This is a genomic window from Mesorhizobium sp. LjRoot246, assembly GCF_964254115.1.
Lineage (GTDB): Bacteria > Pseudomonadota > Alphaproteobacteria > Rhizobiales > Rhizobiaceae > Mesorhizobium.
This window is the reverse complement of record NZ_CAXUSN020000001.1, coordinates 4641636-4666145: the sequence shown is the minus strand read 5'-3', so window position 1 is coordinate 4666145 and position 24510 is coordinate 4641636. Positions and strand designations below refer to the sequence as shown.

The following is a 24510-nucleotide window of genomic DNA, read 5'->3' as shown; positions in this document are numbered from 1 at the left end:
TTCGATGGAGCATGACCTGGCGAAAGGGCCAGCAAGCGATGCCGCGCCTGCCGGCAGGCGACGCAGCCGCACGACCAAGGCTTTCTGGCGCAAGATTCGCCAGCCGCTGGCGCAGTCGCGATTCGTCAAGAACGCGATCGCCAGCCTGTTCGCCCAGTTCGTCCGTTTCGTGCGCCTTACCAATCGCGTCGTCGAGGGATCGGCGCGGTTTTCGGGCGGGGCCTATACCGAGTTCGAACCCGGCATCATCGTCCTGTGGCATGGCCAGCATCTGCTGACGCCAGCCTACTACCCCAAGCGCAAGCCGCTGGTCGCCATGGTCTCACGCAGCGCCGATGCCGAGCTCAACGCCTTGATGCTGGAAAAATTCGGCATCGAGGCAGTGCGTGGTTCGGGCGGGCGGGAAAATGCCAGGCATCTCGACAAGGGTGGGGCAAAAGCGCTTATCGCCCTGAAAAAGTCGCTCGCGGTCGGCAAGAACGTCGCCATGATCGCAGATATTCCGCATGGTACGCCGCGAGACGCAGGACTTGGCATCGTTCTCCTGGCGCGCCTCTCGGGCCGGCCGCTCGTGCCCGTCGCCATCACCACCAGTCGCCGCAAGGTGTTGGAGAAGAGCTGGGACAAGACAACCATCAACCTGCCGTTCGGCCGCTCGTCGATCGTCATCGGCCCGCCGATCTTCGTGGCCGCTGGCGCCGACGATGCCGAAATGGAGCGCAAGCGCCAGGAAGTGACAGTCGCGCTCAATGCAGCGACCGATGAGGCCTACCGTCTCGTGGATGCTCCGCGATGAGCGGCCGCTGGGCGCGAGCGATGCTGTCGGCATATCGTTTCGCGGGTGCGGTCGCCTATCCGCTGGTCGGACCCTATGTGGCCTGGCGCACCTCGCGCGGCAAGGAAGACCGCTACCGCCGCCGCGAGCGCTATGGCGTCGCTGGCCGCCCGCGCCCCGACGGGCCAATGATCTGGATCCATGCGGCGAGCGTCGGAGAGACCATAGCCGTGGTGCCGCTGGTCGAAAGCATCCTCGACTATGGTGTCAACATCGTGCTGACGACCGGCACGGTCACCTCGGCGCAGGTCGCCGACGAGCGGCTCGGTGATCGGATCATCCACCAGTATGTACCGCTCGACCTCAAGCCGGCGGTCAGCCGGTTCCTCGATCACTGGCAGCCGGATCTGGCGATCATCGCCGAATCCGAGATCTGGCCGATGACCATCCTCGAGCTTGGCGCGCGCCGCGTGCCGCAGGTGCTGGTCAATGGCAGGCTGTCCGACCGCTCGTTCAGATCGTGGAAGAAACGGGCCAACATCGCCGAGGCGTTGTTCGAGAATCTGGCTCATGTCGTGGCGCAATCGGATGTCGATGGCGAGCGGTTTCTCGCGCTCGGCGCGCGGCCGGTCACCGTGTCGGGCAACCTCAAGGTCGACACCTTGCCGCCGCCCGTCGACGAACGGGCGCTGGCGACGCTGCGGCGGCAGATCGGCGCGCGTCCCACCTGGGCTGCGATCTCGACCCATGATGGCGAGGAAGTCGTCGCCGCGGAAGTTCACGCGACGTTGCACAGGCGTCACCACGGCCTGCTGACGATCGTCGTTCCGCGCCATCCCGATCGTGCAGAGGCACTTGCGGCGCAGATTTCCGGCATGGGCCTGAATGTCGCGCGGCGCAGCAAGGGCGACAGGATCACGGCCGACACCGACATCTTGCTTGGTGATACGATCGGCGAGATGGGGCTCTATCTCAGGCTGACCGAAATCGCCTTCGTCGGCCGCTCGCTGACCTCCGAGGGTGGCCAGAACCCGCTGGAGCCGGCCATGCTCGACACGGCGGTTCTCGCCGGGCGCAATGTGCAGAATTTTCGCGAGGCCTACCAGCGTCTGCTCGACAGCGGCGGCGCCAAGCTGGTGCGCGATCGCGACATGCTGGCCGGCGCCGTCAATTTCCTCCTGACCAACGAAGTGGCGCGCCACGAGATGATGGCGGCCGGCGTCGCGACCGTCGACGAGATGCGCGGTGCGCTGGCGCGCACGCTGAAATCGCTTGAGCCCTACATCCAGCCGCTGGTCGTCAAGTCGCGCCTGAAGGGCGCGAACGGGCGCTAACGTGGCCTCCGAAGCACCACCATTCTGGTGGGAAGAGCCGGATTGGCGGGTCCTGGCACTGTCACCCCTTTCGGCCATCTATGCGCTCGCCGCCGGCCGCGGTATGCGGCGGGCCAAGCGTGAGAAGATCGAGGCGCCGGTTCTGTGCATCGGCAATTTCACGGTCGGCGGCACCGGCAAGACACCGGTGGCGATCGCGCTCGCCGAACAGGCCAAGCGTATGCATCTCAAGCCAGGCTTCCTGTCGCGCGGCCATGGCGGCTCTTTCGCCGAGCCGCATGTCGTTGATATCGATCACGACAGCGCCCGGCATGTCGGCGACGAGCCACTGCTGCTCGCCGAACACGCGCCGGTGGCGGTGACGCCGCACCGCGCCGCCGGTGCCCGGCTGCTGCTGGAACGGCATGGCTGCGATTTCCTGATCATGGACGATGGGTTTCAGAGCGCCCGCATTCACATCGACTATGCGCTGGTCGTCGTCGATGCGCGCTATGGGATCGGCAATGGCCGGGTCATTCCGGGAGGCCCGCTCAGGGCCAAGATCGTTGATCAACTGGTCTTCACCAGCGGGCTGTTGAAGATGGGTGAGGGAACCGCCGCCGACGCCGTGGTTCGCCAGGCGGCACGCGCCGGCCGGCCGATCTTCGAGGCCCACACCGAGCCAAACGGTAAGGCAGGGCTTGCCGGCAAGCGGTTCCTCGCCTTCGCCGGTATCGGCCATCCCGAAAAATTCTTCGACACGGTGCGCGAGGCCGGCGGCGAGCTGGCGTTGACGCGGCCGTTTCCGGACCATCATTTCTATGCCGAGGACGAACTCGCCGAACTGGCGACGACCGCGCGCGCCGAAGGGCTCGTCCTCATCACCACCGCCAAGGACGCCGCCCGCCTGCGCCATGGCGCATCACAGGACTTTCTCGACCGGCTTGAGGTGCTGGAGATCGACACGGTCTTTGAACTCGACAATGTTCCCGGGCGCATCATCGACGAGACGCTCGATGCCTGGCGCCAGCGCAAGCTGAAGGGCTAAAGCAATTCCAGGAAAAGTGTGAAACGGTTTTCCCGGGAAAGCGCATAGCGCTTTCTCTTGGGAATTGCGTTAAATCAAGAGGTGGAGCGCTTACGCAATTCCGGATGCATCTCGATTTCGCGGCGCAGCGAGGCGGTGGCGCTGACGTAAGGCTCTTGCCTGGCGACGCTCCAGTATTTCAACTCGTCGAGCGGAATGCTTTCCCCTGTCACCGCGCAGCGCACGAATGCGCCGGGGCTGGTAACCTGGAAGTCGCCATCGAGATAGCGGATGCGGGCTTCCTTGCCGCCAGGGCCTTCGAAACGGTTCATCATGCGGGGACGCCGAGGTTCATGGGGATTTCATCGCCATAAATTCCCGGCGAGGTCAAGCTTGCGACAAGCCTGAGACAATGCTGAACCCCTATTGTTGGGGAGAAAACGCTGTTGTCGGGGCACTATGGACATTTCCTCCGCTCGCCTTGCCGCCTTGCTCAGGGAAGCGATGACGCCGCAGGCCGTACCATCGGCAAAGGCTGATCCAGTAAAAACGGCACTGGTGAAGGCGCTGGTAGCGCCGCCGGCGCAGTCCGGCGTCCCCGTTCGCCCGGCAGCGACACCGGCACTGCCTATGCTAATATCGCCGGCAACGACCGCGGGAGTCCCGCATACGGCCTCGGTGGAAATGTTGCAGGCCTATCTGGCGCTTGCGGAACCGGACGGCGAAACAGCCGGCGAAGCCGCGCCGGCTGCGATTGCGGCAAGGAGACCGGCGGACGGAGACACTGCGCAACGTGGCCTGCCGCCAGCCCAGGCAAGGGTCGATGAGGGAGCCGCCGCGGGATCCGCGGCACTGCCATGGCTTGCATTTCTCTCACCTGAGGCTCCGGCCCTGCGCAGCGCGACCGTCGGCGATGCGGTTGCAGGACGAGGGCAGGCGGCTTCCCCGTCAAATGGCGTGGCCCGGCACGAAAACAGGCAGATGAGCGTCGGGCTGATGTCGCTCGCGGCCGGGTTTCTGGCTGCGGCGATCATCGGTTTTGTGTTGCTAGTGCTGCGCTAACTCTCGGCCTCGATGAAGGCTTCCATCTTTTCCGGCGCCAGCCCTGCCTGCACAGCGATACGGCGCGCCAGGTCCGCCGCGGCGGTACGCGGCCGTCCCATCGGCCGGTCGAGCCAGTAGGAAACCGGATTGAGCGCGGTGCGTTCATCGACGGGGGTGATGCGGCCCGACTTCAATTGATGCCCGGTCAGGGGCGGTCGTGCCAGAGCGATGCCGAGCCCATAGGCGGCGGCGTCGAGCACCAGATTGTAGTCCTCGAAGCGGCGGTCCTGCGGGCGCGGGCGGTAATCCATGCCTTGCGCGGCAAACCAGGCGCGCCAGGCCGACGCGTCGGAATCGTTGATCAGCGGAAATCTGAGCAGCCGGGCAGGGTCGCCATGCCCGATCTCGCGAGCAAGTTCCGGCGAGGCGACGGGGAAGACATGTTCCTCGAAAAGCTGCACCGAGATACGGCCCGGAATGCCGCCGCGGCCGCAGCGGATCGAGAGATCGATGCCCTCATCGGCAAGGTCGGCCTGGCGGATATCGACGTCGAGCACGATGCGTAGCTTGGTGGGATTGTTCTCCAGCGCCGCCATGCGCGGCATCAGCCACAGCCCGCTGACCGAGGGGATCGAGGTCAGCCGCACCACGGCGGTGCCGCGCGGTTCGACCCAGCGGTCGGAATGGGTGGAAATCAGCGCAAAAGCTTCCGCCGTGCGCAGATGCAGCCGGTTGCCTTCGATCGTCAGCGAGACGCCACGCGCACCGCGATCGAAAACTTTCAACCCCAGCCAGTCTTCGAGCTTGGCAATCTGCCGGCTGACGGCACCGTGGGTGATGTTGAGCTTTTCGGCGGCCGCCGAAAAGCTGCCTGTTCGCGCCGCCGCATCGAAGGCACGCAAGGTTTCAAGCGGCACCATTGTGTCCGAGCTGTGATCCATAGTCACAGGTGATCCTCGATTTGGTCGTTTGTCAACCGGCCTGAAATGGCGTTTTCTGCCTTTCAGGACCAAGGAATATGAGGGCAGTTAGATGGGCGCGACGACTGGTACGTTGAATTCGACACAGCGGATGGACACCACGGCAGCCATCGCGGTGGCGCTGACGGTCGTTGGCTGGGCTTCTGCCTTTCCGGCCATCCGAGCCGGTCTCGCCGCATTCGGGCCGTTGGAACTGGGTGCGTTGCGCTTCGCCATCGCTGCGGTACCGGCGGCGATCTTCCTCGCCGTCAAGCGTCCGGCGCTGCCCAGGCTGGACGAAGTGTGGCGCCTGGTTTTTGGCGGCGCCATCTTCGTCGCGCTCTACACAATCATGCTCAATTTCGGCGAACTGACCGTCTCGGCCGGTGCCGCCGGCTTCATCATCAATGTCAGCCCGATCTTCACCGCCATCATGGCGATGGCGCTGCTTGGCGAACGTTTTTCGGGCATGGCCTGGATCGGCACGGTGATTTCCTTCGCCGGCATTGGCGTCATCGCCGTGGCCGACGGGCATGGCCTGTCATTTAACACCGGCGCCCTGCTGGTGCTTGGCTCGGCCCTGTGCTCGGCCGTCAACACCATCGTCCAGAAGCCGCTGTTTGCCCGCCATCATCCGTTGACCATTTCGGCTTCGAACATGGTGCTCGGTGCGCTCTGCCTGTCGCCCTTCCTGCCGTCAGCCTTTTCGCAAGCGGCGGTTGCCGACACCGCAGGCCTCGGCGCTGTGATCTTTCTCGGCATCGTGCCCAGCCTGATCGCCTATGCCGCCTGGGCAACCGCGCTGTCGCGTCTGCCGGCCGCACGTGCCTCGAACTTCCTCTATTTGGTTTCGCCCATGTCCGCCCTGATCGGTTTCTTCTGGCTGGGCGAAGTGCCGACATTGCTCGGCATAATCGGCGGCGCTCTGGCGCTTGGCGGTGTCATCGTGGTCAATTTGAAGCGTTAAAACAAAAGATTGGAGCTGTTTGCGGACTTAAACCGGAACCGTATCCGCCAGTATGCAGACACCCGGAGGAAGGACAGCTATGGTGAGCCGCCTTCACTGGGGGACGGAATGGCAAGACTGTTCATATCGGCAATTTTTTGTGCGCTGCTGCTGATCGGGAAAGCCGCCGCGGGCTGGTATCATGTGGAGAATTACGAAGGGTCCATCGGCTCCCAGCCCGTTCATGTCTCGCTTCAGACATATGACGGCTTCGGCAGCGGCATAGCCATCGAGGGAAGCTACTTCTACGACGCGAAACAAAGCCCGATAGCGGTGTTCGGCAAGCTCGACGGCACCAGGCTCGCGCTCTGCGAGATCTCGAACGACAAGGAATTCGACCGGATATTGGTGCTTGGATCAAAGATCCCCGTCGACACCACCCAATGCCCGTTTTCCCTCGACATGGCTGAAAGCAGCGCGACAGGCACCTGGAGCAAGGGGGCGGACAATTATCCCGTCACGCTCAAGAAAGTCGCGAGCCTGGACGATACTGGCGACCCCAAGATCGACGGGAGCGTCGAGATTCCCTTCTGGGCCGAAACAGCCGCCCACAGGTTTGCCGGTGTTTATACCAACACCGACTCAGGTACTTGCATGACGAAAATGCAGGTCATCAAGAAGCGCAGCGGGAAGGTCGTTCAGGTAATCGCCTTCGATGATGATGGCTGCAACGCCGGCATGCTGATGACGTCCATCTATCAGAACGTTCAGAAGTGGGTCGAACGACGCAAGGACATCATTTCCGTGAATTTTCGTGGTGGCGGCGCCGGCTACACGATGGACTACGTCTTCAATCGTGCCACCGGGAAATATCGACTAACGAAATGACGTGCGTCCGGCCCTGCCGTTGGCCGTCGGATAGTCGGCTTACCGCCGCCCGAAAAGCCGTTCGATGTCCGCCAGCTTGAGTTCGATATAGGTCGGGCGGCCGTGGTTGCAGGTGCCGGAGCCGGGCGTCGCCTCCATCTGCCTCAGCAAGGCATTCATCTCCTCGGCCTTGAGCAGGCGGCCGGAGCGGACCGAGCCGTGGCAGGCCATTGTCGCTGCGATCTTGTCCAGCCGCTCCTTCAGTGTGTCGACCGTGTCGTTGTCGGCGATCTCGTCGGCGAGGTCGCGCACCAATTGCTGGACATTGGTCTCGCCGAGCATCGACGGCGTCTCACGCACCGCGACAGCGCCGGGGCCGAAACGCTCGATGCCGAGGCCGAAACGGGCGAGCGTCTCGGAATGCAGGGCAAGGCGTTCGGCATCCTCTTCCGGCAGATCGATGATCTCAGGCAGAAGCAGCATTTGCGAGGGCACGGGGCGCGAATGCAGCGCATTCTTCAGCGCTTCGTAGACCAGACGCTCATGCGCCGCATGCTGGTCGACGATGACAAGCGAATCCCTGGTTTGCGCGACGATGTAGTTCTCATGCACCTGCGCACGTGCCGCACCCAGCACCGCGCCGAGCAGTGTCTCGGCCGCCTCATCCTGCCCGGCGCGCGTATCGGCGCTGGCAAGCGGGCCGGCGTCGAACGCGGCCTGCTCGTGCTCACGAAAACCGCGCTGTTCGAAGCCCGCACCCTCGAAACCCCCGCCCTCGAAATGCATGTCGAGCGGCCGCTGCGGCGAGCGCGCCGGATCAAAGCCGGTCGGGCCTGATGCGTGGTAGGCCGCGTCGTAGCTGCGGTGGCCGTTTGCCGGTCCGCCGTGGCCGTAGGATGCGGCTCCTGGCCGGAACGCCGCCATCATGCCGGCGGCACCCGTGGTGGCAGCGCGGATGCCGGAATCGGCAAGCGCTTGGCGGATGGAACCGACGATCAGTCCGCGCACCAGTCCGGGATCGCGGAAGCGCACATCGGCCTTGGCCGGGTGGACATTGACGTCGACGATGGCCGGATCGAGCGTCAGGAACAGCACCGTCACCGCATGGCGGTCGCGCGGCAAGACGTCGGCGAAGGCACCGCGAATTGCGCCCGCGATCAGCTTGTCGCGCACCGGCCTTCCGTTGACATAGGCATATTGCTGCAGCGCATTGGCGCGGGTGAAGGAGGGGATCGAGACGTGGCCGGTCAGATGCACGCCTTCGCGCATCGCCTCGATGGCAATGGAATTGTCGGGAAATTCGGCGCCCATCACCTGGGCGATGCGACGCAGGCTGCCCGCCGCGCTGTCGTCGGTCGCCGGCAGTTCCAGTGTCGAGCGGTCCGAGCCGGCCAGCGTGAAGCGCACGGCCGGGAAGGCGATGGCGATGCGCTTGACCACATCGCTGGTCGCGGAGCTTTCGGCGCGCTCGCCTTTCATGAATTTCAGCCGGGCTGGCGTGGCGAAGAACAGGTCGCGCACCTCGACCGTGGTGCCGCGATTGGCCGCCGCCGGCCTGACGGGCAAGACGCGGCCGCCCTCGATGCCGATTTCGGCGGCGTTGTCGCCGGCGGCCGTGCGTGAACGGATCGACAGCCGCGACACCGAGCCGATCGACGGCAGTGCTTCGCCGCGGAAGCCGAGCGAGCGGATGTCGTTGATATCCTCGGCGAGCTTGGAGGTGCAGTGACGCGCGATCGCCAGCACCAGCTCCGGTTCGGGGATGCCGGCGCCGTCATCGGTGACGCGGATCAGATTCAGCCCGCTACCGGCGGTGACGATCTCGACGCGCGAAGCACCGGCATCGAGCGCATTCTCGACCAGTTCCTTGACCACGCTCGCCGGACGCTCGATGACTTCGCCGGCGGCGATCTGGTTGATCATCGTTTCTGAAAGCTGGCGGATGGGCATGGCGCCACTATAGGCGGATTCGTAGGTCGTGCGGAAGCTTTCGATGCCAGCGGGCCAGCACCCCCCTCTGTCCTGCCGGCCATCTCCCCCGCAAGGAGGGAGATCGGATGTCGCCACGGCTTTCGCCAATCTTTAGCGCTGCGGGAAGAGCGACTGCCAATCTCCCCCCTTGCGGGGGAGATGTCCGGCAGGACAGAGGGGGGGTGTGAAGGATCGCTGCGATCGTCATTCTGCGGCACACCATCAAGTACTCACGCCTGAGCGGCCAACCAATCCCTTACCTTGCGGGCATTCTCGCTCAACTCGCGGTTCTTCGGCCAAACCACATAGAAGGCTTTGCCCGTCCTCAGCACATGATCCGTTACCGGCACCAGCAGACCTGATGCCAGCAGCCGCTCGGCAAGGTGCCGCCAGCCAAGCGCGATGCCTTGCCCTTCCATGACGCCCTGGATCACCAGGCCATAGTCGTTGATGCGCAGGCCGCGCGCGGTATCGCTGAGACTGGCGCCGGCCGACTGGAACCATTCGTCCCAGCTAGCCGCCTCACGATACGGTTCTTCCAGATGGATGAGGCGGTGCGTGGCCAGTTCGGCAGCGGATTTGGGCAGGCCGAACTTTGCCGCATAGCTGGTGCCGGCGACGGGAAATATCTCCTCGTCCGCCAGCGGCAACGAGTGATAGTCCGGCCAGTCCCGCGGCTCGCCGCCGCGCACGCCGAGCGGAATGCCTTCCGCAATAATGTCGAGGTCGCGGTCGGCGGTCTGGATGCGTAGGTCGATCCCCGGCAGTTCATCGCGGAATTGCTGCAGGCGCGGCATCATCCAGAACGAGCCGAAAGCCGTCGACGCGGCAAGCGTCACATGGCCGCCGGTCGCCTGCAGGCGCAGATCTTCCGCCGATTTGCGGATGTGCGAAAGGCCGAGCGAAACGTCGGCGTGGAAGCGCTCGCCGGCCTCGGTCAGGATGACCTGGCGATGGCGGCGCTGGAACAGCTTGGCGCCAAGCTGTTCTTCCAGTCCTCGCACGGCATAGGAGACGGCGGCCTGCGTCATACCGAGCTCGCGTCCGGCCGCGGTGAAGCTCGACAGCCGCCCGGCGGCCTCGAAGACGATCAGGCTGCCGGCGGAGGGCAAGAGATGGCGCAGGCTTCGCATAAGCTGAGCTTATACAAGAGATCAGGATTTTCCAGCGTCACATCACCATTTTGTCGCGTTAGGCTGCTGCCGATAAGTGGAATGGAGTTGCCATGAACGCACCGGCCCCTGAAGTCACCGAACACGCCAATCGCCGCAGCGGCGGCCGCCTCGGGCGCAAGGCGCTGCGCGGAGCGCCCGTAACATCGTTTCCGACCCTGGTCCGCCAGATCCCCGTCTATCAGATGGTTCCGGATGAGGCGGTCGAACTGATCCACCAGGAGTCGCTCTTGATCCTCGAAGAGGTGGGGTGCGAGTTCCGCGACGACGAGGCCATTGCACTGTGGAAGGCGGCTGGCGCCGATGTCTCGGAGACACGCGTCCGCATCGACCGGGCGTTGCTGATGGAGCTCGTGTCGAAGGTGCCGTCGGAGTTCACGCTCAATGCGCGCAATCCGCAGCGTTCGGTGCGCGTCGGCGGCAACAATTCCATCTTCGTGCCGATGTACGGCGCACCCTATGTGCGCGACCTCGACAACAACAGGCGTTATGGCACGCTCGCCGACCTCAACAATTTCCACAAGCTCGCCTACATGGCGCCGGCGTTGCACTCGTCGAGTTCCATCATCTGCGAGCCCATGGAAATCGCAGTGCCGAAGCGCCACCTTCACATCATCCATTCGGCGCTGAAGCATTCCGATAAGCCGTTCATGGGCATCGTCACCTCCAAGGATCGGGCGGAAGACACGATGGCGATGGCCGGCATCGTGTTCGGCGAGGACTATGTCCGCGACAATCCTGTCCTGGTGTCGATCACCAACTGCAATTCGCCGCTTGTTTGGGACGCCACCATGCTGGACGCGATGAAGGTCTATGCGCGCAGCAACCAGCCGCTGATCCTTGCGCCCTTCGCGCTGTGCGGCGCCTCGACCTCGGCCTCGGCCGTGGGGGCGGTGGCGCAGGTCAATGCCGAAGCGCTAGCGGGCATCGCATTCACGCAGCTGCTGCGTCCGGGGTCGCCGCAGATCTATGGGCAGTTCATGGTCACGGTGGACATGAAGACCGGCGCTCCGATGGGCGGCACGCCGGAGGCGGCCCAGATGATGTATCTGATGGGAGCCCTGGCGCGCAAATACCGGCTGCCATGGCGCACGTCCGGCTTCCATGTCGGGTCGAAGCTGAACGACGCCCAAGCGGGCTACGAGGCCAACATGCTGATGCATGCCGCCATCCTCGCCGGCGCCAACTACATTTGGCACTCCGCCGGATGGCTCGAGGCCGGCCTGACCTGCGGCTATTCGAAATTCGCGACCGACTGCGAACAGCTTGTCGGCTGGTACAAATATGCCGGCGGACTGCCGTTCGACGATTTCAAGGAAGCCATGGCGGCAATCCGCGAGGTGGGGCCGCAGGGTCATTTCCTCGGCACCCAGCACACGCTGGAACATTTCGAGTCCGCCTTCTTCATGCCCTCGATCATGGATTTCAATTCGTTCGAACAGTGGAAGGCCGAAGGGGCGAAGGACCACGACACGCGCGGTCGCGAGAAGGCGCGCAACATGCTGGCGGATTACGAGGAGCCGAAGCTCGACGAAGGCATCGCCGATGGCCTGGCGGACTTCATCGCGCGGCGCGAGGAGAGGCTGCCGGACAGCGTCAGTTGAGGCGGCGAATCAAAAGAAAACCGGACGGGAGGAAAGAAATGACATTCTTCAGAAGCAATGGCGATCGGGTGCCGAGCATCATCGAGGCGATGGCCGACGCTGCTCGCGAAAATCGTGCCGACCGGCGCGAATTCCTGGCGTTGGCAAGCGCCTTCGGCGCCTCGACGGCGCTTGCCTATGGCATGATCGGCCTTGCCGTGCCGGATCGGGCCTTGGCCGAAGAGCCGAAGAAAGGTGGAACGCTGCGCGTCTCGATGTCGGTGAAGGGACAGAAGGATCCGCGCACCTACGACTGGGTGGAACTGGCCAACATTTCGCGCTGCTGGCTGGAGCCGCTTGTCCGCTACACCAGGCAATTCACATTCGAACCCGTGCTGCTCGAAAGCTGGGACGTCAATGACGACGCCACCGAATATGTGCTGCATGTGCGCAAGGGCATCACATGGAACAACGGCGATGCTTTCGGTGCCGATGACGTCGTTCAAAATCTGACGCGCTGGTGCGAGAAGAATGTCGCCGGCAACTCCATGGCCGCCCGCGTCGGCGCACTGATCGACGCAAAGACCGGTAAAGCCAGGGATGGCGCGATCACCAAGGTCGACGACAACACGGTCAAGCTGAAGCTGAACGAACCCGACATCTCGTTGATCCCGAACTTCACCGACTATCCGGCCCTCGTGGTTCATCGCAACTTCGATGCCGACGGTGCCGATCCGATCAAGAAGCCGATCGGCACCGGACCGTTCGAACTGGTCTCCTACGATGTCGGCCAAAAGGCGGTCCTCAAGCGCCGTGAAAACGGCAAATGGTGGGGTGGTGAAGCGCCGCTCGACGGTGTCGAATTCATCGACTACGGCACCGACTTCAACGCTTCGGTAAACGCATTCGACTCCGGCGAGATCGACCTCAATTTCGAGACCCCCGCCGACTTCATCGACATTCTCGACAAGATGGATCTTGTCAAATCGGAGGTTGCGACGGCAACGACGCTGGTTGCGCGAACCAACATCACCCACAAGCCCTATGACGACCAGCGGGTGCGCAACGCTCTGCAAATGGCCGTCGACAACAATGCGGTTCTCGAACTCGGCTACGCCGGGCGAGGCACCCCTGGTGAAAACCACCACGTCGCCCCGATCCACCCGGAATATTACGCGCTGCCCAAGAAGACACGCGACGCCGCTGGCGCCAAGAAGCTGATGGCGGAAGCCGGCCAGGCCGACTTCGAGCATGAGCTGATTACCATCGAGGACGATTGGCAGAAGAACACCGGCGACGCGATCGCCGGCCAGCTGCGCGATGCCGGGATCAAGGTGAAGCGCACGGTGCTGCCGGGCTCGACCTTTTGGAACGACTGGACGAAATATCCCTACTCGATGACGATCTGGTACATGCGCCCGCTCGGCGTCCAGGTTCTGGCGCTGGGATATCGCACCGGCGAGGCCTGGAATGAATCGGCATATTCGAATCCCGATTTCGACGCCAAGCTCAAGCAGGCGCTTTCGCTCATAGACGTCGAGAAGCGGCGCGAGGTCATGAAGGATGTCGAGCAGATCCTGCAGGATTCGGGCGTCATCATTCAGCCCTACTGGCAGAAGCTCTTCAGCCATATGAACAAGAAGGTGAAGAACTACGGCGTCCACCAGACCTTCGAGATGGATCTCCAGAACGTCTGGCTGGACGGCTGAAACAAGGCGCTGCAAGACTTCATGAGCCGAAAAAAAGCCGATATGCAGGATACGTGGTATTGATAGGCTCAAGCCATCAAAAGCCGGAGATTCTGCATGCGACTGACAGCGCTCGTTGCCGCCCTTTCGATAGCCTTGCCGGCTGCCGCCGTCGCAGGACCGGCGTCCGACGCGGTGAAGTTCTTCTATGTGCCGGCGGTCAAGTTCGAGGCCGACGAACAATATCGGGATCGGTTCACCGAGCCGGTGACGAAATTGTTCGACCTGAACGACCAGGCAACGAAAAAGAACCCGGACCAGGTCGCCTGCATCGATTTCGATCCTGGTCTCGACGCCCAGGATTTCGATCAGAAAACTGTCTCGAAAACGCTGAAACTGTCTGAGAAGCTGGATGGCGACAACGCAGAGATTACAGCATCCTTCAGCTTGTTTTCGGAAGGCGATGATTCAAAACGTGAAATGCTCTGGTCGCTCAAGAAGATCGACGGCAAGTGGAAGATATCGGACATCGCGTCCAAAACCAGCGACTGGACGCTCAGCGCGCTGGAATGCCTGGCCGGCCAGACACCGGAGTGATACGATGGCCCGTCGCCCGTTCCTGGCGCTGTCGACTGTGTGCCTGCTGGCGGTGAGCGGCGCCGCCGCGCAAGGTTTGTTGGGTGCGCCGCCGGCAAATGCCCCGGCCGACGCCGCGCCGGGCGACAGCGGGGCACCGCCCGCAAATGCGCCCGGAACCGGGGTGGAGCCGGCAACGCCGCCGGTTGGATGGTCGCCAGCCGAGGCGGCGCCGGCAGCACCTGTCCAGCCGGGCTCGCCGACCGCGGTGGTGCGGCCGTTTTACGATCAGGTCGGGCTGGAGATCGATCAGTCGGAGCGCAGCCATTTCATCGATCCGGCGAAAACCGTGCTCGACAAGAGCGACGCCTTGCGCAAATCCGGGCAGGGCGAGTGCCTCGACCCCAACATGGCGCTGGACAATGCCGACTATGACAAGACCGAGATCGACAAGAGCCTGAAGACGCTTGAAGCGATCAACGGCGACCAGGCCAAGGTCATCGTCGCCTTCGTCGTCGCCGGCAACCCGCACCGGCTGGAATGGAAATTCAAGAAGGTCGACGGCGACTGGAAGATCACGGACCTGTTGTCGGTGACCGGCGAATGGGCGCTCAGCCAGTACCAGTGCGAATGACGGGCGGGCTAGCCCCGCCCGCGATAGGGCGCGACCCCGGTATCGGGCAGCCAGGCGCCTTCGGGCGGAGCGCCGGTTTGCCAGAACACGTCGATCGGAATGCCGCCGCGCGGATACCAATAGCCGCCTATGCGCAACCACAGCGGCTTGGTCGCCGCCACAATGCGGCGGCCGATCATGACGGTGCAGTCTTCATGGAAGGCGCCATGGTTGCGGAACGAGGTCATGAACAGCTTGAGCGACTTCGATTCCACCAGCAGCGCATCGGGTGCGTAGTCGATGACGATATGGGCGAAGTCCGGTTGGCCGGTGACCGGACACAGCGAGGTGAATTCCGGGCAGGTGAAGCGCACGATCGCCGGCGGTCCGTCGCCGCGGGAAAACGGTACGGTTTCCAGGATCGCTGCTTTGGGGCTTTGTGGCGTCTCGACGTGCGCGCCGAGTTGGGTGAGGGTTTTGGTGTCGATCATGGTCGGGATCCTTATCGCATGTCGCCCGCAAGTGCGTGTGGGGACGACATGCTTGAAAACGAATTTTGCCGCTCATTAGCACAATTTGAAACCGCAGGAAGACGATGACCAGCAGCGACCCGCTTCTCCAGCCTTACCAGCTCAAACATCTGACGCTGAAGAACCGGGTCATGTCGACCAGCCATGAACCGGCCTATTCCGAGGACGGCATGCCGAAAGAGCGCTACCGGCTCTACCATGCCGAGAAGGCCAAAGGCGGCATGGCGCTGACAATGACCGCCGGCTCGGCGATCGTCTCGCGCGACAGTCCGGCCGCCTTCGGCAATCTGCATGTCTATGACGACAGGATCGTGCCGTGGCTGGCTGAGCTTGCCGATGCCTGCCACGAACACGACTGCAAGGTGATGATCCAGATCACCCATCTCGGCCGCCGCACCGGCTGGAACAAGGCTGATTGGCTGCCTGTGCTCTCGGCCTCGCCGGTGCGCGAGCCGGCGCACCGGGCTTTCCCGAAAACCATCGAAGACTGGGACATCGAGCGCATCGTCGCCGACTACGCTTCGGCCGCGCAGCGTTGCCAGGCCGCCGGCCTCGACGGCATCGAGTTCGAATCCTACGGCCATCTGATGGACGGCTTCTGGTCGCCGGCCACCAATCACCGCGACGACGAATTCGGCGGCTCGTTGGACAACCGCCTACGCTTCACCAACATGGTGCTTGATGCCGTGCGGGCAGCCGTCGGCGACAAATTCGTCGTCGGCATCCGCATGGTCGCCGATGAAGACTTCGACAAGGGACTGTCGAAACAGGAGGGGATCGAGATCGCCAGGCGGCTCGCCGGCTCCGGCAAGGTCGATTTCCTCAACATCATCCGCGGCTCGATCGAGAGCGATGCCGCGCTGACCAAGGTCATCCCGGTGGCCGGCATGCGCTCGTCGCCGCATCTCGATTTCGCCGGCGAGGTGAGGGCGGCGACGAAATTCCCGACCTTCCATGCGGCGCGAATATCCGATGTCGCCACTGCACGGCACGCCATCGCCACAGGCAAGCTCGACATGGTCGGCATGACCCGTGCCCACATCGCCGATCCGCACATCATCAAAAAGGTGATGGAGGGCAGGGAGCACGAGATACGTCCGTGTGTCGGCGCCACCTATTGTCTCGATCGCATCTACGAAGGCGGCGAAGCGCTGTGCGTCCACAATGCGGCGACGGGCCGCGAGGCGGATATCCCGCACATCATCGTCAAGACCGAGGGAGCGAAGCAAAGGGTTATCGTCGTCGGTGCCGGCGCCGGCGGGCTCGAGATTGCGCGGGTCGCGGCCGAGCGCGGCCACAAGGTGACGGTGCTTGAAGCGTCGAGCCAGGCTGGGGGACAGGTGCGATTGGCGACACAGAATCCGCGCCGCAAGGAATTGATCGGCATCATCGACTGGCGGCTGGCCGAACTCGACCGGCTCGGCGTCGAGATCCGCTACGACACCTGGGCGGAAAAGGACGATGTTTTGGCGCTGTCGCCCGACGTGGTGGTGATCGCCACCGGCGGTCTGCCGCAGAACCCGCCGCTGACGGCTGGCGACAACCTTGTCACCTCAAGCTGGGACATCATGGCCGGCAGCGTCAAGCCCGCGGAAAATGTGCTGCTCTATGACGACAATGGCGGCCATCAGGGCATGGGCGCGGCCGAATTGATCGCCAATGCCGGCGCGAAACTCGAGTTGGTTTCGCCGGAACGCTTCTTTGCTCCGGAAATGGGCGGCATGAACCATGTGCCATACATGCGCGCCTTCCAGGAAAAGGGCGTCACCATCACCATCAACACGCGGCTGCGTTCGGTTCGGCGCGAGGGCAACCAGCTGGTCGCCGAGCTAGCCTCGGATTTCGCCGATGGCTGGCGCGGCGAGCGACGGGTCGACCAGGTGGTGGTCGAGCACGGCACGCTGCCGCTCGATGATCTCTACATCTCGCTGAAGCCGCTGTCGAAGAATGGCGGTGCGGTCGACTACGAACGGCTGGTGAGCGGTGGCGACATCTTTCCCAAGCGCAATCCAGAAGGCGGCTTTGTGCTGTTCCGCATCGGCGACGCCGTCGCCTCGCGCAACATCCATGCCGCCATCTACGATGGCATCAGGTTCGGCTTGCGGATCTGACGCGCGTCATCGGGAAGTTGGTGGCACGCGGCCGGACCTGCATACGAGAGCCCGTGTACGACGGTCTGGCCGCGTGCCCGCACGTCATTGGCTCGTCGCCAGACAACGTACGATTCTGTGAAGTGTGCTGCGTGGCGGCGCTCAAAACATTCTGGCGGTGGCCATGCACAGCACGGTCAGCACCAGCAGCCCCCCAGCGATGCGCTCGCCTCTTGTCATCTTCGCGCGCAACTGGCTTTCCGTTGCCGCATCAGCACCGGCAAGCTGCCTGCTGGCTGAGCCCACCAGCGCGCCTTGCACGCCGGCGGCGATCAGGGCCGTCACGATGCCCAGCGCCAGCACCTTCTCCATCGAGCCGAAAACGCCCTCATGAAAGAAATACCAGAGCAGTATTCCGGTCAGGAAAACCAGGCCAGCAGCGCCCATTTGCGGCCGGAAGAATCGTTCCGCCCGGATGTCCGGGTCACGGCCGACCGCGATGGTCGTGCCCGCCCAGAATACGCCTGCCATGACATGAAGACCGATAACGACGATGTAGACATATTGCATGATCTGCTCTCCTCTCTCGTCCGTCGCTGCTATATAGTTAGATATCTAACGGTTAGGTGTCAATGTATAAATCACAGCCAGTTCCATCGGCCTTTCCCTTGCTCTAGTGTCTGACGATGACGCCCTTCGAACGCCCGCCAGTCGGCATGAATCTCGGACGAACCGCCAAGCTGGTTGCCCAGGCCTTCGACGCAGCCCTGGTCGAGGCCGGCGGTACGCTGCCGGTCTGGCTTACCTTGCTGTCGGTCAAGTCGAGCAAGCTTGCCAACCAGCGCGAGCTTGCCGGCATGATCGGTATCCAGGGCGCGACGCTGACCCATCATCTCAATGCCATGGAGGCGCAGGGGTTGCTGATGCGCCGCCGCGACCCCGTCAACCGCCGGGTTCATCTGGTCGAATTGACCGAGGCCGGAGAAGCGATGTTCGAGACATTGCGCAAGGCGGCACTTGTCTTCGACAAGCGACTTCGTACAGGATTGTCCGACGAGCGGCTGGCGGAGTTCGCGCAGGTCCTGGCCGTATTGCGGGCCAATGTCGAGGCGCCGAGCTTCGGACGATTGTTGACGGCTTTTCCCGGTGACAAGAACGATATCCCGCCTCGTTCCCGCAAACCGGCTCGCAAAGTCAAATCATAACGGCCGCTCAGTCATCGTAATCCTTGATCGCCCCAAAGGTGTAGCGGCGCAGCTTCAGCGCGGTGATCAAATCGGTCAGCTTCGACTTGCCGTCAAAACCGTCCTGAAACATCTCGTCATGCATCAGCAGGATCAGCTTGCCGGGCTTGACGAAGCGGCCATAGCCGAACAGGTGATCGATCTCGCTGACCAGGTGATCGACGCTCTGCACCGGCTCGCCGCTGTCCTTGTGCACCCATTCGTGGTCCCAGCCGTAGAGATAGAAGCCCGAGGCCGCGACAAACTCGTAGTCGGGCTCTTCATGCCCCTCTTGGGCGAGGCCAAGCGAGGTGTCGTTCTTCGACATCGAGGGCAGCCTGAACACGTCGCGCCCTGGCAGCCGCGCATGCACAACCGGCTTCAGCCCGAGCACCGCATTTGCCCGCATCATGTCGGCGACGACACCTTCGGTGTCACCGTAGAAATGCCGGTAGTGATTGTAGGCATGGCTGTAGCTGTGGTTGCCGAGCGTCACCAGAGGAAGCTGCTTGGCGCGTTGGACGAGCGCCCTGTTGGCGGCGCTCGCCTGCGCATGCATGCCAACCATGAATAGGGTTGCAGGAACCTGCTCGGCTTCCAGCACATCGAGGATGTTGCTTGTGCCGTTCAGCGGGCCGTCGTCGAAGGTAAGATAGATGGTGCGATCGGCCCCATGGGCAGGGACCGAAAAAATCAACAGCGCCGCCAGGACAAACCGAAACAGTGTCATCACCCGCGTTATCCCCCCGCGATCACGACAGGCCGCCATGTCGGTGGCTGCTTGTCAAGGCGATCAGGGGGTGTTCACACCAAGCTTCCCTGCAGCACCGTCAGCCTCGCCTTTTTCGGCATGCGGGCGGTCAGCCATTCCAGCGCCTTGTCGTGCGGCATCGGGAAGGCGATGGAATAGCCCTGCACCTGGTCGCATCCGATCGCCATCAGCGACTCCAGCTCGGCCTCGGTTTCTGCACCCTCGGCAACGATCGAGATGCCGAGGCCTCGGGCAAGCTCGGTGATGGCGCGGACGATCTTCGAGTTGTCGCCATTCTCATGGATGTTCTGGACGAAGCGGCGATCGATCTTCAGCCGGTCGATCTCGTTCGGGTTGACATGGCTGAGCGAGGCATAGCCGGTGCCGAAATCGTCGAGTTCGAGATGGACGCCGGCTGCCCTGATGTGGCGCAGCTTGGCGGCGATGCCCGTCTTCTCGTCGTCGAGAATGACGGATTCGACGATTTCCAGCGACAATTTTTGTGACGGCAGCCCGGCCTTTTCCAGCGTCTCGAATAAGAATGCATCGAAATCGTGTTCGCGCAACTCGGTGCCGGAAACATTGACGGCAAGCCGACCGAAGGCAATGCCGGCGCGATTCCATTCGGCCGCCTCGTTGATCGCCTTGCTGATGACGATGCGGCCGATCTCGGGCATGAAGCCGCATTTCTCGGCCACCGGAATGAATTCGCCGGGCGGGATCATGCCGCGCTCGGCATGGTTCCAGCGCACCAGCGCCTCGATGCCGCTGATCGTGCCGTTGGTCAGCGAAACCTGCGGCTGGAAATAGACCTGAAACGCCCGCTCGGCGATGGCGACCTTGATGTCGTGCTCGAGCTGCTTGCGATAGTCGAGCTCGCGGCGCAACTCTTCGGAGAAGAACGAGAAGTTGCCGCCGCCCAGCTTCTTGGCGGAGTACAGCGCCAGATCGGCGTGGACCAGCAGATCCTGCGCGTTGTCGGCGTCGATCGGATAGACGGCGATGCCGGCGCTGGCGCCTGGGAGGATGGTCGTGCCCTGAAAGACGATCGGCTCGTTGATGTGAGCCAGGATGCGCCGCGCCAGCATGTTGATGTCTTCGGTGCCGCCGGCACCGCCGAGGATCATGACGAACTCGTCGCCGCCCAGGCGCACGCACAGATCCGACGCCCGGCAGGAATCGCGCATGCGCTGCGCGGTGACGACCAGCACATAGTCGCCGGCGGCGTGGCCGAGCGTGTCGTTGATCTGCTTGAACCGGTCGAGGTCGAGCTGGACGACGGCAAGGCGCTCGCGACGCCGGTGCGTGCCCTTGATCAGCGTGTCGAAATGATCGGTCAGGAAGGTGCGGTTGTGCAGGCCGGTGAGGCCGTCATGCACCGCGATGAAGGCCATGGAGTTGCGCGCGTCGATCAGTTCATGCGTCTTGCGCAGGATGGCGTTCGACATCGGCCTGAAGATGAAGAGCGCCACCAGTATGATGACGCCAAGGGTGGCATAGAACAGCGTGCGGTGTAGTGCGAGCAGCTTTTCGGAGCGCTCGTCGGCATCGGCGCTGATGCGCTGGCCAAGCGCGGCGTAGCCCGACAAGTTCGCATTGGCGACAGAGGCATCGAGATTGACGCGTTCGTCGCCGCCCTTGTAGCCGCCATTGCCTGTGAATTGCGATTCATAAGCCGAGATCAGGCGGTCGCCATTGGCGATCAGCCCGACCGAGAAATAGTCGAGGTGGAAGGGCTTGGCGAAAAGCACGCTCTCGATCGACTTTGGGTCGAGCTTGGCCGGCGATTGCGGATCGGCTCCCGTCTGCTCGAGCAGCAGGTCGTAGTTCGTCTCGAATTCCGCCGTTGCCTGCTTGAGCGCGCTGACCAGCGCCGGCTGCTTGTCGCGTGAGGCAGCACCCGTTGCACTGGCAAGGAAAACTATGCGCTGCGACAGCGTCTTTTGCGTGCTGACAATGTCGAGCAAGGTGTGGTTGTGCTGTTGGGTGGCCATCATCTGCTGCAGCAGGATGAAGGAGGCTATCACCATGGCCGCAATGATCACCAGGGCAAGCCAATAGCCGGCCTTGATCAGCAGTATGAGCTTGCCTGAAACGGTTTGCACCGGCTGCTGCGACATTTTCGGGGGCGGCCCTCTCGCCAACGGATTTCTGTATGAGCACCATTGAACTGCAAATGTTAACAGGACTGGAAATCGACAGCCGGCCGGCAAGGGGGAGCCGTGGAAAGATCGCGAAATGGTTATCGGCTCGTTTAGTGCTGTACCGACATTTGAGCGGTCACCGGCCAGCGCCATTTGTGGTGGCGTTGCTTCCGCGGCCGCATGACGATCTACTTCCGGCGCTTGCCACCGATCCGGTCGTTTTTGCGATGGATTTTTCGCGCGGGTGGGACGACAGTCGGCCCACATCAAACGAGGCCCGATCATGACCGCAGCATTCCTCTCCCACATCGACAGCGAGCTTGAAGGCCTGAAATCGGCCGGGCTCTACAAGTCCGAGCGGGTGATCACTTCGACGCAGTCGGCAGAGATCGAGGTCGGCGGCGACAAGGTACTGAATTTCTGCGCCAACAACTATCTTGGCCTCGCCGACAGCGCCGATTTGCGCAATGCTGCCAAGCAGGCGCTCGACCGCTATGGCTACGGCATGGCGTCGGTACGCTTCATCTGCGGCACGCAGGAAGAACACAAGCAGCTCGAATCCACGATTTCCTCTTTCCTCGGCATGGAAGACACCATCCTCTACGGCTCGTGCTTCGACGCCAATGGCGGTCTGTTCGAGACGCTGCTGGGTGAGGACGATGCGATCATTTCCGACGCGCTGAACCACGCCTCGATCATCGATGGTGTGCGGCTGTCGAAGGCCAAACGCTTCCGCTACGCCAACAACGACATGGCCGACCTCGAGGCGCGATTGAAGGAAGCCAGGGATTGCCGCTTCCGGCTGATCGCCACCGATGGCGTGTTCTCGATGGATGGCATTATCGCTAATCTCCGGGGTGTCTGCGACCTTGCCGAGAAATACGACGCCATGGTGATGGTCGACGACAGCCATGCGGTCGGCTTCGTCGGCCAGAACGGCCGCGGCTCGGCCGAGCATTGCGGCGTCGAGGGCAGGGTAGATATCATCACCGGGACGCTGGGCAAGGCGCTCGGCGGCGCATCAGGTGGTTATACCTCGGGCAAGAGCCAGGTGGTCGACTGGCTGCGCCAGCGCTCACGGCCCTATCTCTTCTCCAACACGCTGATGCCGGCGATCGCTGGCGCTTCGATCAAGGTGTTCGAACTGGTCCGCAATGGCGATGCCTTGCGCGAGCGCCTCTATGCCAACGCGGCGCGGTTCCGGTCGCGGATGGGCAAACTCGGCTTCACCTTGGCCGGTGCCGATCATCCGATCATTCCGGTCATGCTGGGCGATGCGAGCCTGGCGCAGGAGATGGCTGCACGCATGCTGAAACGCGGCATCTATGTCATCGGTTTTTCCTTCCCGGTGGTGGCGAAAGGCCAGGCGCGCATCCGCACGCAGATGTCGGCGGCACATTCCACCGACGATATCGATCGCGCGGTGGAAGCGTTTGCCGCCGTCGGGCGCGAACTCGGGGTCATTGGATGAGGCTTTACCCTCCCCCTTGTGGTGAGGGTCGACGAGCGACCGCTTGCAAGGCAAGTGGTCGGGAGACGGGGTGGGGGTGCGCACAGATCTCCACCGACAAACTTTTGGACCCCCTGGCCTTCGGGCCACCCTCCCCACAAGGGGGAGGGTAAGGAGCTAGATATGTCGAACATGATGAAGGCGCTTGTGAAGGCCAAAGCCGAGCCGGGCATCTGGATGGAAGAGGTGCCGGTGCCGGAGATCGGCCCCAACGACGTGCTGATCAAGATCAAGAAGACGGCGATCTGCGGCACCGACGTCCATATCTACAATTGGGACCAGTGGGCACAGAAGACGGTGCCGGTGCCGATGGTTACCGGCCATGAGTTCGTCGGTACTATCGCCGATTTCGGCGCGGCGGTCACCGAATACAAGGTCGGTCAGCGCGTGTCGGGCGAGGGCCACATCGTTTGCGGTCATTGTCGCAACTGCCGCGCCGGGCGAGGGCATCTCTGCCGCAACACGCTTGGCGTCGGCGTCAACCGGCCGGGCGCCTTCGGTGAGTATCTGGCGATCCCGCAGCACAATGTCGTGCCGATCCCCGATGATGTGCCGGACGAGATCGCCGCGATCTTCGATCCACTGGGCAATGCCGTCCACACCGCATTGTCCTTCGACCTTGTCGGCGAGGACGTGCTGGTCACCGGCGCCGGGCCGATTGGCATCATGGGCGCGCTCGTTGCCCAATGCGTTGGCGCGCGAAAAGTGGTCATCACCGACATCAACCCGGTGCGGCTGGCGCTGGCGAAAAAACTCGGCGTGCAGCATGTCGTCGATGCCTCGAAGGAAAAGCTGCGCGACGTCATGCCGGTGCTCGGCATGACCGAGGGCTTTGACGTCGGCCTCGAAATGTCTGGCGCCGCGCCCGCCTTCCGCGACATGATCGACACCATGAACAATGGCGGCAAGATCGCCATTCTGGGCATTGCGCCGACCGGTTTCGAGATCGACTGGAACAAGGTCATCTTCAAGATGCTGCATCTCAAGGGCATCTACGGCCGCGAGATGTTCGAGACCTGGTACAAGATGATCGCGCTGGTGCAAGGGCCGCTGGATGTTTCCGGGCTTATCACGCACCGCATCGGCATCGACGACTACATTTCCGGTTTCGAGGCGATGAAGAGCGGCAATTCCGGCAAGGTGGTGATGGACTGGTAGATGCCGGCCCTACCGCAGAATTCTGTTTGTCATCAGCCATTTCACGGAGCGGGGCCACGCGTAGTTCGCACCCATGCGAAGGTCGGTAAAACCCTCCGAAACATGTTTCCCCGTTTCAGCGTCAAGGATGCGAATGAACATGGTATGCTCTGTTCGGTTGACGCGCGTTACCACGCCTAGCAAGGCAAGAGACGCGCCGTCCTCCTTGGCAATCTGGCCTTCACAGCCCCCGCAGTTGCGCAATCCGTGCGGCGCAGCGTCCAGCTTATCCCTCGCCGGCACATCAATTATTGTAAAACGCCCAGACTGGGAGAGCATGTCCTTCGCAACTTGTGCCGACTCGGACAGATAGCGCCTATCGCGTTCATCGGGGGGAATTATCCCCGCCCCGGCGCTCTTGTCCTCCAATTCGAAAGGAAACACCTCGATTGACATAGGCTTTGTCTGCTGAGCGTGCGCAAATGTGCAGGTGCCTACAAGCAGCGTCACCAGGACACTCAATGTGCGAATGCGCATGGTAGTCCTCCCGTCAATGTGGCAGCCATTATATACGGCTTGACAACACAAATC

24 protein-coding genes are annotated in these 24510 nt (G+C 62.8%); 15 read left to right on the top strand and 9 right to left on the bottom strand.

From position 1 onward, the window contains the following. Positions 1-4 precede the first annotated feature (4 nt). Genes ACSQ3L_RS22895 through lpxK form a run of 3 tightly spaced genes read left to right on the top strand, consistent with a single transcriptional unit; the run spans position 5 to position 3136 of the window. Positions 5-796, top strand: a complete 792-nt coding sequence (locus ACSQ3L_RS22895) for a lysophospholipid acyltransferase family protein (RefSeq protein WP_436161974.1) — start codon at positions 5-7, stop codon at positions 794-796. Continuing rightward, on the top strand, positions 793-2109 hold the full coding sequence (gene waaA / locus ACSQ3L_RS22890) for a lipid IV(A) 3-deoxy-D-manno-octulosonic acid transferase (protein ID WP_436161973.1): 1317 nt from the start codon (positions 793-795) through the stop codon (positions 2107-2109). The genes ACSQ3L_RS22895 and waaA overlap by 4 nt, the downstream gene beginning before the upstream one ends. Before the next feature lies 1 nt (position 2110). Continuing rightward, positions 2111-3136: a tetraacyldisaccharide 4'-kinase gene (lpxK, locus tag ACSQ3L_RS22885; protein WP_436161972.1), complete on the top strand. Its 1026-nt coding sequence runs from the start codon at positions 2111-2113 to the stop codon at positions 3134-3136. Between the two features lie 74 nt (positions 3137-3210). Here the strand turns inward: lpxK and ACSQ3L_RS22880 are convergent, their stop codons facing one another. Beyond that, positions 3211-3450, bottom strand: a complete 240-nt coding sequence (locus ACSQ3L_RS22880; protein WP_436161971.1) for a DUF2093 domain-containing protein — start codon at positions 3448-3450, stop codon at positions 3211-3213. Between the two features lie 124 nt (positions 3451-3574). Here ACSQ3L_RS22880 and ACSQ3L_RS22875 point away from each other — a divergent pair, with 124 nt between their 5' ends. Further along, positions 3575-4177, top strand: coding sequence for a hypothetical protein (locus tag ACSQ3L_RS22875; protein ID WP_436161970.1), 603 nt, complete (start codon positions 3575-3577; stop codon positions 4175-4177). Here the strand turns inward: ACSQ3L_RS22875 and ACSQ3L_RS22870 are convergent. Further along, a complete protein-coding gene (locus tag ACSQ3L_RS22870) occupies positions 4174-5100 on the bottom strand; it encodes a LysR family transcriptional regulator (RefSeq protein ID WP_436161969.1) in 927 nt (308 codons plus the stop codon). The two genes, ACSQ3L_RS22875 and ACSQ3L_RS22870, sit on opposite strands and share 4 nt — an antisense overlap. A 91-nt stretch (positions 5101-5191) precedes the next feature. On the opposite strand from ACSQ3L_RS22870, the gene ACSQ3L_RS22865 reads away from it, so the two are divergent. Then, a complete protein-coding gene (locus ACSQ3L_RS22865; protein ID WP_436161968.1) occupies positions 5192-6085 on the top strand; it encodes a DMT family transporter in 894 nt (297 codons plus the stop codon). Between the two features lie 108 nt (positions 6086-6193). Continuing rightward, a complete protein-coding gene (locus ACSQ3L_RS22860; protein ID WP_436161967.1) occupies positions 6194-6952 on the top strand; it encodes a hypothetical protein in 759 nt (252 codons plus the stop codon). 39 nt (positions 6953-6991) lie between these two features. Here ACSQ3L_RS22860 and mutL read toward each other — a convergent pair whose 3' ends face one another. Both mutL and ACSQ3L_RS22850 read right to left on the bottom strand, forming a co-directional pair. Beyond that, positions 6992-8881 carry a DNA mismatch repair endonuclease MutL gene (mutL, locus tag ACSQ3L_RS22855; RefSeq protein WP_436161966.1) on the bottom strand — a complete coding sequence of 630 codons (1890 nt, stop codon included), beginning with the start codon at positions 8879-8881 and terminating at the stop codon, positions 6992-6994. Between the two features lie 251 nt (positions 8882-9132). After that, a complete protein-coding gene (locus ACSQ3L_RS22850) occupies positions 9133-10035 on the bottom strand; it encodes a LysR substrate-binding domain-containing protein (protein WP_436161965.1) in 903 nt (300 codons plus the stop codon). Positions 10036-10127: 92 nt separating this feature from the next. Here ACSQ3L_RS22850 and ACSQ3L_RS22845 point away from each other — a divergent pair, with 92 nt between their 5' ends. The 4 genes from ACSQ3L_RS22845 (at position 10128) to ACSQ3L_RS22830 (ending at position 14555) form a co-directional block, all read left to right on the top strand. Further along, on the top strand, positions 10128-11678 hold the full coding sequence (locus ACSQ3L_RS22845) for a trimethylamine methyltransferase family protein (RefSeq protein ID WP_436161964.1): 1551 nt from the start codon (positions 10128-10130) through the stop codon (positions 11676-11678). 38 nt (positions 11679-11716) lie between these two features. Next, the gene (locus tag ACSQ3L_RS22840; RefSeq protein ID WP_436161963.1) at positions 11717-13366 is read left to right on the top strand and encodes an ABC transporter substrate-binding protein; all 1650 of its coding nucleotides are present in this window, start codon (positions 11717-11719) and stop codon (positions 13364-13366) included. A 96-nt stretch (positions 13367-13462) separates the two neighbouring features. Continuing rightward, the gene (locus ACSQ3L_RS22835) at positions 13463-13942 is read left to right on the top strand and encodes a DUF3828 domain-containing protein (protein WP_436161962.1); all 480 of its coding nucleotides are present in this window, start codon (positions 13463-13465) and stop codon (positions 13940-13942) included. A gap of 4 nt (positions 13943-13946) precedes the next feature. Further along, positions 13947-14555: a hypothetical protein gene (locus ACSQ3L_RS22830; protein ID WP_436161961.1), complete on the top strand. Its 609-nt coding sequence runs from the start codon at positions 13947-13949 to the stop codon at positions 14553-14555. A gap of 8 nt (positions 14556-14563) precedes the next feature. Here the strand turns inward: ACSQ3L_RS22830 and queF are convergent, their stop codons facing one another. Next, complete coding sequence (gene queF, locus ACSQ3L_RS22825) at positions 14564-15025, bottom strand: preQ(1) synthase (RefSeq protein WP_436161960.1); 462 nt, start codon at positions 15023-15025, stop codon at positions 14564-14566. 104 nt (positions 15026-15129) lie between these two features. On the opposite strand from queF, the gene ACSQ3L_RS22820 reads away from it, so the two are divergent. After that, a complete protein-coding gene (locus tag ACSQ3L_RS22820; protein WP_436161959.1) occupies positions 15130-17175 on the top strand; it encodes an FAD-dependent oxidoreductase in 2046 nt (681 codons plus the stop codon). Between the two features lie 141 nt (positions 17176-17316). On the opposite strand, the gene ACSQ3L_RS22815 is transcribed toward ACSQ3L_RS22820, so the two are convergent. Beyond that, positions 17317-17724: a hypothetical protein gene (locus ACSQ3L_RS22815; RefSeq protein WP_127258021.1), complete on the bottom strand. Its 408-nt coding sequence runs from the start codon at positions 17722-17724 to the stop codon at positions 17317-17319. Between the two features lie 116 nt (positions 17725-17840). Between ACSQ3L_RS22815 and ACSQ3L_RS22810 the strand changes: the two genes are divergently transcribed. Beyond that, positions 17841-18359, top strand: a complete 519-nt coding sequence (locus ACSQ3L_RS22810) for a MarR family winged helix-turn-helix transcriptional regulator (RefSeq protein ID WP_436161958.1) — start codon at positions 17841-17843, stop codon at positions 18357-18359. A 7-nt stretch (positions 18360-18366) separates the two neighbouring features. Here the strand turns inward: ACSQ3L_RS22810 and ACSQ3L_RS22805 are convergent, their stop codons facing one another. Both ACSQ3L_RS22805 and ACSQ3L_RS22800 read right to left on the bottom strand, forming a co-directional pair. Next, complete coding sequence (locus ACSQ3L_RS22805) at positions 18367-19107, bottom strand: polysaccharide deacetylase family protein (RefSeq protein WP_436161957.1); 741 nt, start codon at positions 19105-19107, stop codon at positions 18367-18369. Between the two features lie 74 nt (positions 19108-19181). Continuing rightward, entirely contained in the window at positions 19182-21248 is a 2067-nt protein-coding gene (locus tag ACSQ3L_RS22800) for a putative bifunctional diguanylate cyclase/phosphodiesterase (RefSeq protein ID WP_436161956.1), read from the bottom strand. 35 nt (positions 21249-21283) lie between these two features. On the opposite strand from ACSQ3L_RS22800, the gene ACSQ3L_RS22795 reads away from it, so the two are divergent. The 3 genes from ACSQ3L_RS22795 (at position 21284) to tdh (ending at position 23940) form a co-directional block, all read left to right on the top strand. Further along, positions 21284-21559, top strand: a complete 276-nt coding sequence (locus tag ACSQ3L_RS22795) for a hypothetical protein (RefSeq protein WP_436161955.1) — start codon at positions 21284-21286, stop codon at positions 21557-21559. After that, a complete protein-coding gene (locus ACSQ3L_RS22790) occupies positions 21556-22743 on the top strand; it encodes a glycine C-acetyltransferase (RefSeq protein WP_436161954.1) in 1188 nt (395 codons plus the stop codon). Before ACSQ3L_RS22795 ends, ACSQ3L_RS22790 begins: the two co-directional genes overlap by 4 nt. A gap of 162 nt (positions 22744-22905) precedes the next feature. Next, the gene (gene tdh, locus ACSQ3L_RS22785; RefSeq protein ID WP_436161953.1) at positions 22906-23940 is read left to right on the top strand and encodes an L-threonine 3-dehydrogenase; all 1035 of its coding nucleotides are present in this window, start codon (positions 22906-22908) and stop codon (positions 23938-23940) included. 9 nt (positions 23941-23949) lie between these two features. Here tdh and ACSQ3L_RS22780 read toward each other — a convergent pair whose 3' ends face one another. Further along, the gene (locus ACSQ3L_RS22780; protein ID WP_436161952.1) at positions 23950-24456 is read right to left on the bottom strand and encodes a DUF2380 domain-containing protein; all 507 of its coding nucleotides are present in this window, start codon (positions 24454-24456) and stop codon (positions 23950-23952) included. Positions 24457-24510: the final 54 nt, after the last annotated feature.

Excerpts from the sequence above, each read along its gene's own strand:
- ACSQ3L_RS22895 (WP_436161974.1), top strand. The coding sequence starts at position 5 with ATGGAGCATGACCTGGCGAAAGGGCCAGCAAGCGATGCCGCGCCTGCC.
- waaA (WP_436161973.1), top strand. The coding sequence starts at position 793 with ATGAGCGGCCGCTGGGCGCGAGCGATGCTGTCGGCATATCGTTTCGCG.
- ACSQ3L_RS22880 (WP_436161971.1), bottom strand. The coding sequence starts at position 3,450 with ATGATGAACCGTTTCGAAGGCCCTGGCGGCAAGGAAGCCCGCATCCGC.
- ACSQ3L_RS22875 (WP_436161970.1), top strand. The coding sequence starts at position 3,575 with ATGGACATTTCCTCCGCTCGCCTTGCCGCCTTGCTCAGGGAAGCGATG.
- ACSQ3L_RS22870 (WP_436161969.1), bottom strand. The coding sequence starts at position 5,100 with ATGGATCACAGCTCGGACACAATGGTGCCGCTTGAAACCTTGCGTGCC.
- ACSQ3L_RS22865 (WP_436161968.1), top strand. The coding sequence starts at position 5,192 with ATGGGCGCGACGACTGGTACGTTGAATTCGACACAGCGGATGGACACC.
- ACSQ3L_RS22860 (WP_436161967.1), top strand. The coding sequence starts at position 6,194 with ATGGCAAGACTGTTCATATCGGCAATTTTTTGTGCGCTGCTGCTGATC.
- mutL (WP_436161966.1), bottom strand. The coding sequence starts at position 8,881 with ATGCCCATCCGCCAGCTTTCAGAAACGATGATCAACCAGATCGCCGCC.
- ACSQ3L_RS22850 (WP_436161965.1), bottom strand. The coding sequence starts at position 10,035 with ATGCGAAGCCTGCGCCATCTCTTGCCCTCCGCCGGCAGCCTGATCGTC.
- ACSQ3L_RS22845 (WP_436161964.1), top strand. The coding sequence starts at position 10,128 with ATGAACGCACCGGCCCCTGAAGTCACCGAACACGCCAATCGCCGCAGC.
- ACSQ3L_RS22840 (WP_436161963.1), top strand. The coding sequence starts at position 11,717 with ATGACATTCTTCAGAAGCAATGGCGATCGGGTGCCGAGCATCATCGAG.
- ACSQ3L_RS22835 (WP_436161962.1), top strand. The coding sequence starts at position 13,463 with ATGCGACTGACAGCGCTCGTTGCCGCCCTTTCGATAGCCTTGCCGGCT.
- ACSQ3L_RS22830 (WP_436161961.1), top strand. The coding sequence starts at position 13,947 with ATGGCCCGTCGCCCGTTCCTGGCGCTGTCGACTGTGTGCCTGCTGGCG.
- queF (WP_436161960.1), bottom strand. The coding sequence starts at position 15,025 with ATGATCGACACCAAAACCCTCACCCAACTCGGCGCGCACGTCGAGACG.
- ACSQ3L_RS22820 (WP_436161959.1), top strand. The coding sequence starts at position 15,130 with ATGACCAGCAGCGACCCGCTTCTCCAGCCTTACCAGCTCAAACATCTG.
- ACSQ3L_RS22815 (WP_127258021.1), bottom strand. The coding sequence starts at position 17,724 with ATGCAATATGTCTACATCGTCGTTATCGGTCTTCATGTCATGGCAGGC.
- ACSQ3L_RS22810 (WP_436161958.1), top strand. The coding sequence starts at position 17,841 with ATGACGCCCTTCGAACGCCCGCCAGTCGGCATGAATCTCGGACGAACC.
- ACSQ3L_RS22805 (WP_436161957.1), bottom strand. The coding sequence starts at position 19,107 with ATGACACTGTTTCGGTTTGTCCTGGCGGCGCTGTTGATTTTTTCGGTC.
- ACSQ3L_RS22800 (WP_436161956.1), bottom strand. The coding sequence starts at position 21,248 with ATGTCGCAGCAGCCGGTGCAAACCGTTTCAGGCAAGCTCATACTGCTG.
- ACSQ3L_RS22795 (WP_436161955.1), top strand. The coding sequence starts at position 21,284 with ATGAGCACCATTGAACTGCAAATGTTAACAGGACTGGAAATCGACAGC.
- ACSQ3L_RS22790 (WP_436161954.1), top strand. The coding sequence starts at position 21,556 with ATGACCGCAGCATTCCTCTCCCACATCGACAGCGAGCTTGAAGGCCTG.
- tdh (WP_436161953.1), top strand. The coding sequence starts at position 22,906 with ATGTCGAACATGATGAAGGCGCTTGTGAAGGCCAAAGCCGAGCCGGGC.
- ACSQ3L_RS22780 (WP_436161952.1), bottom strand. The coding sequence starts at position 24,456 with ATGCGCATTCGCACATTGAGTGTCCTGGTGACGCTGCTTGTAGGCACC.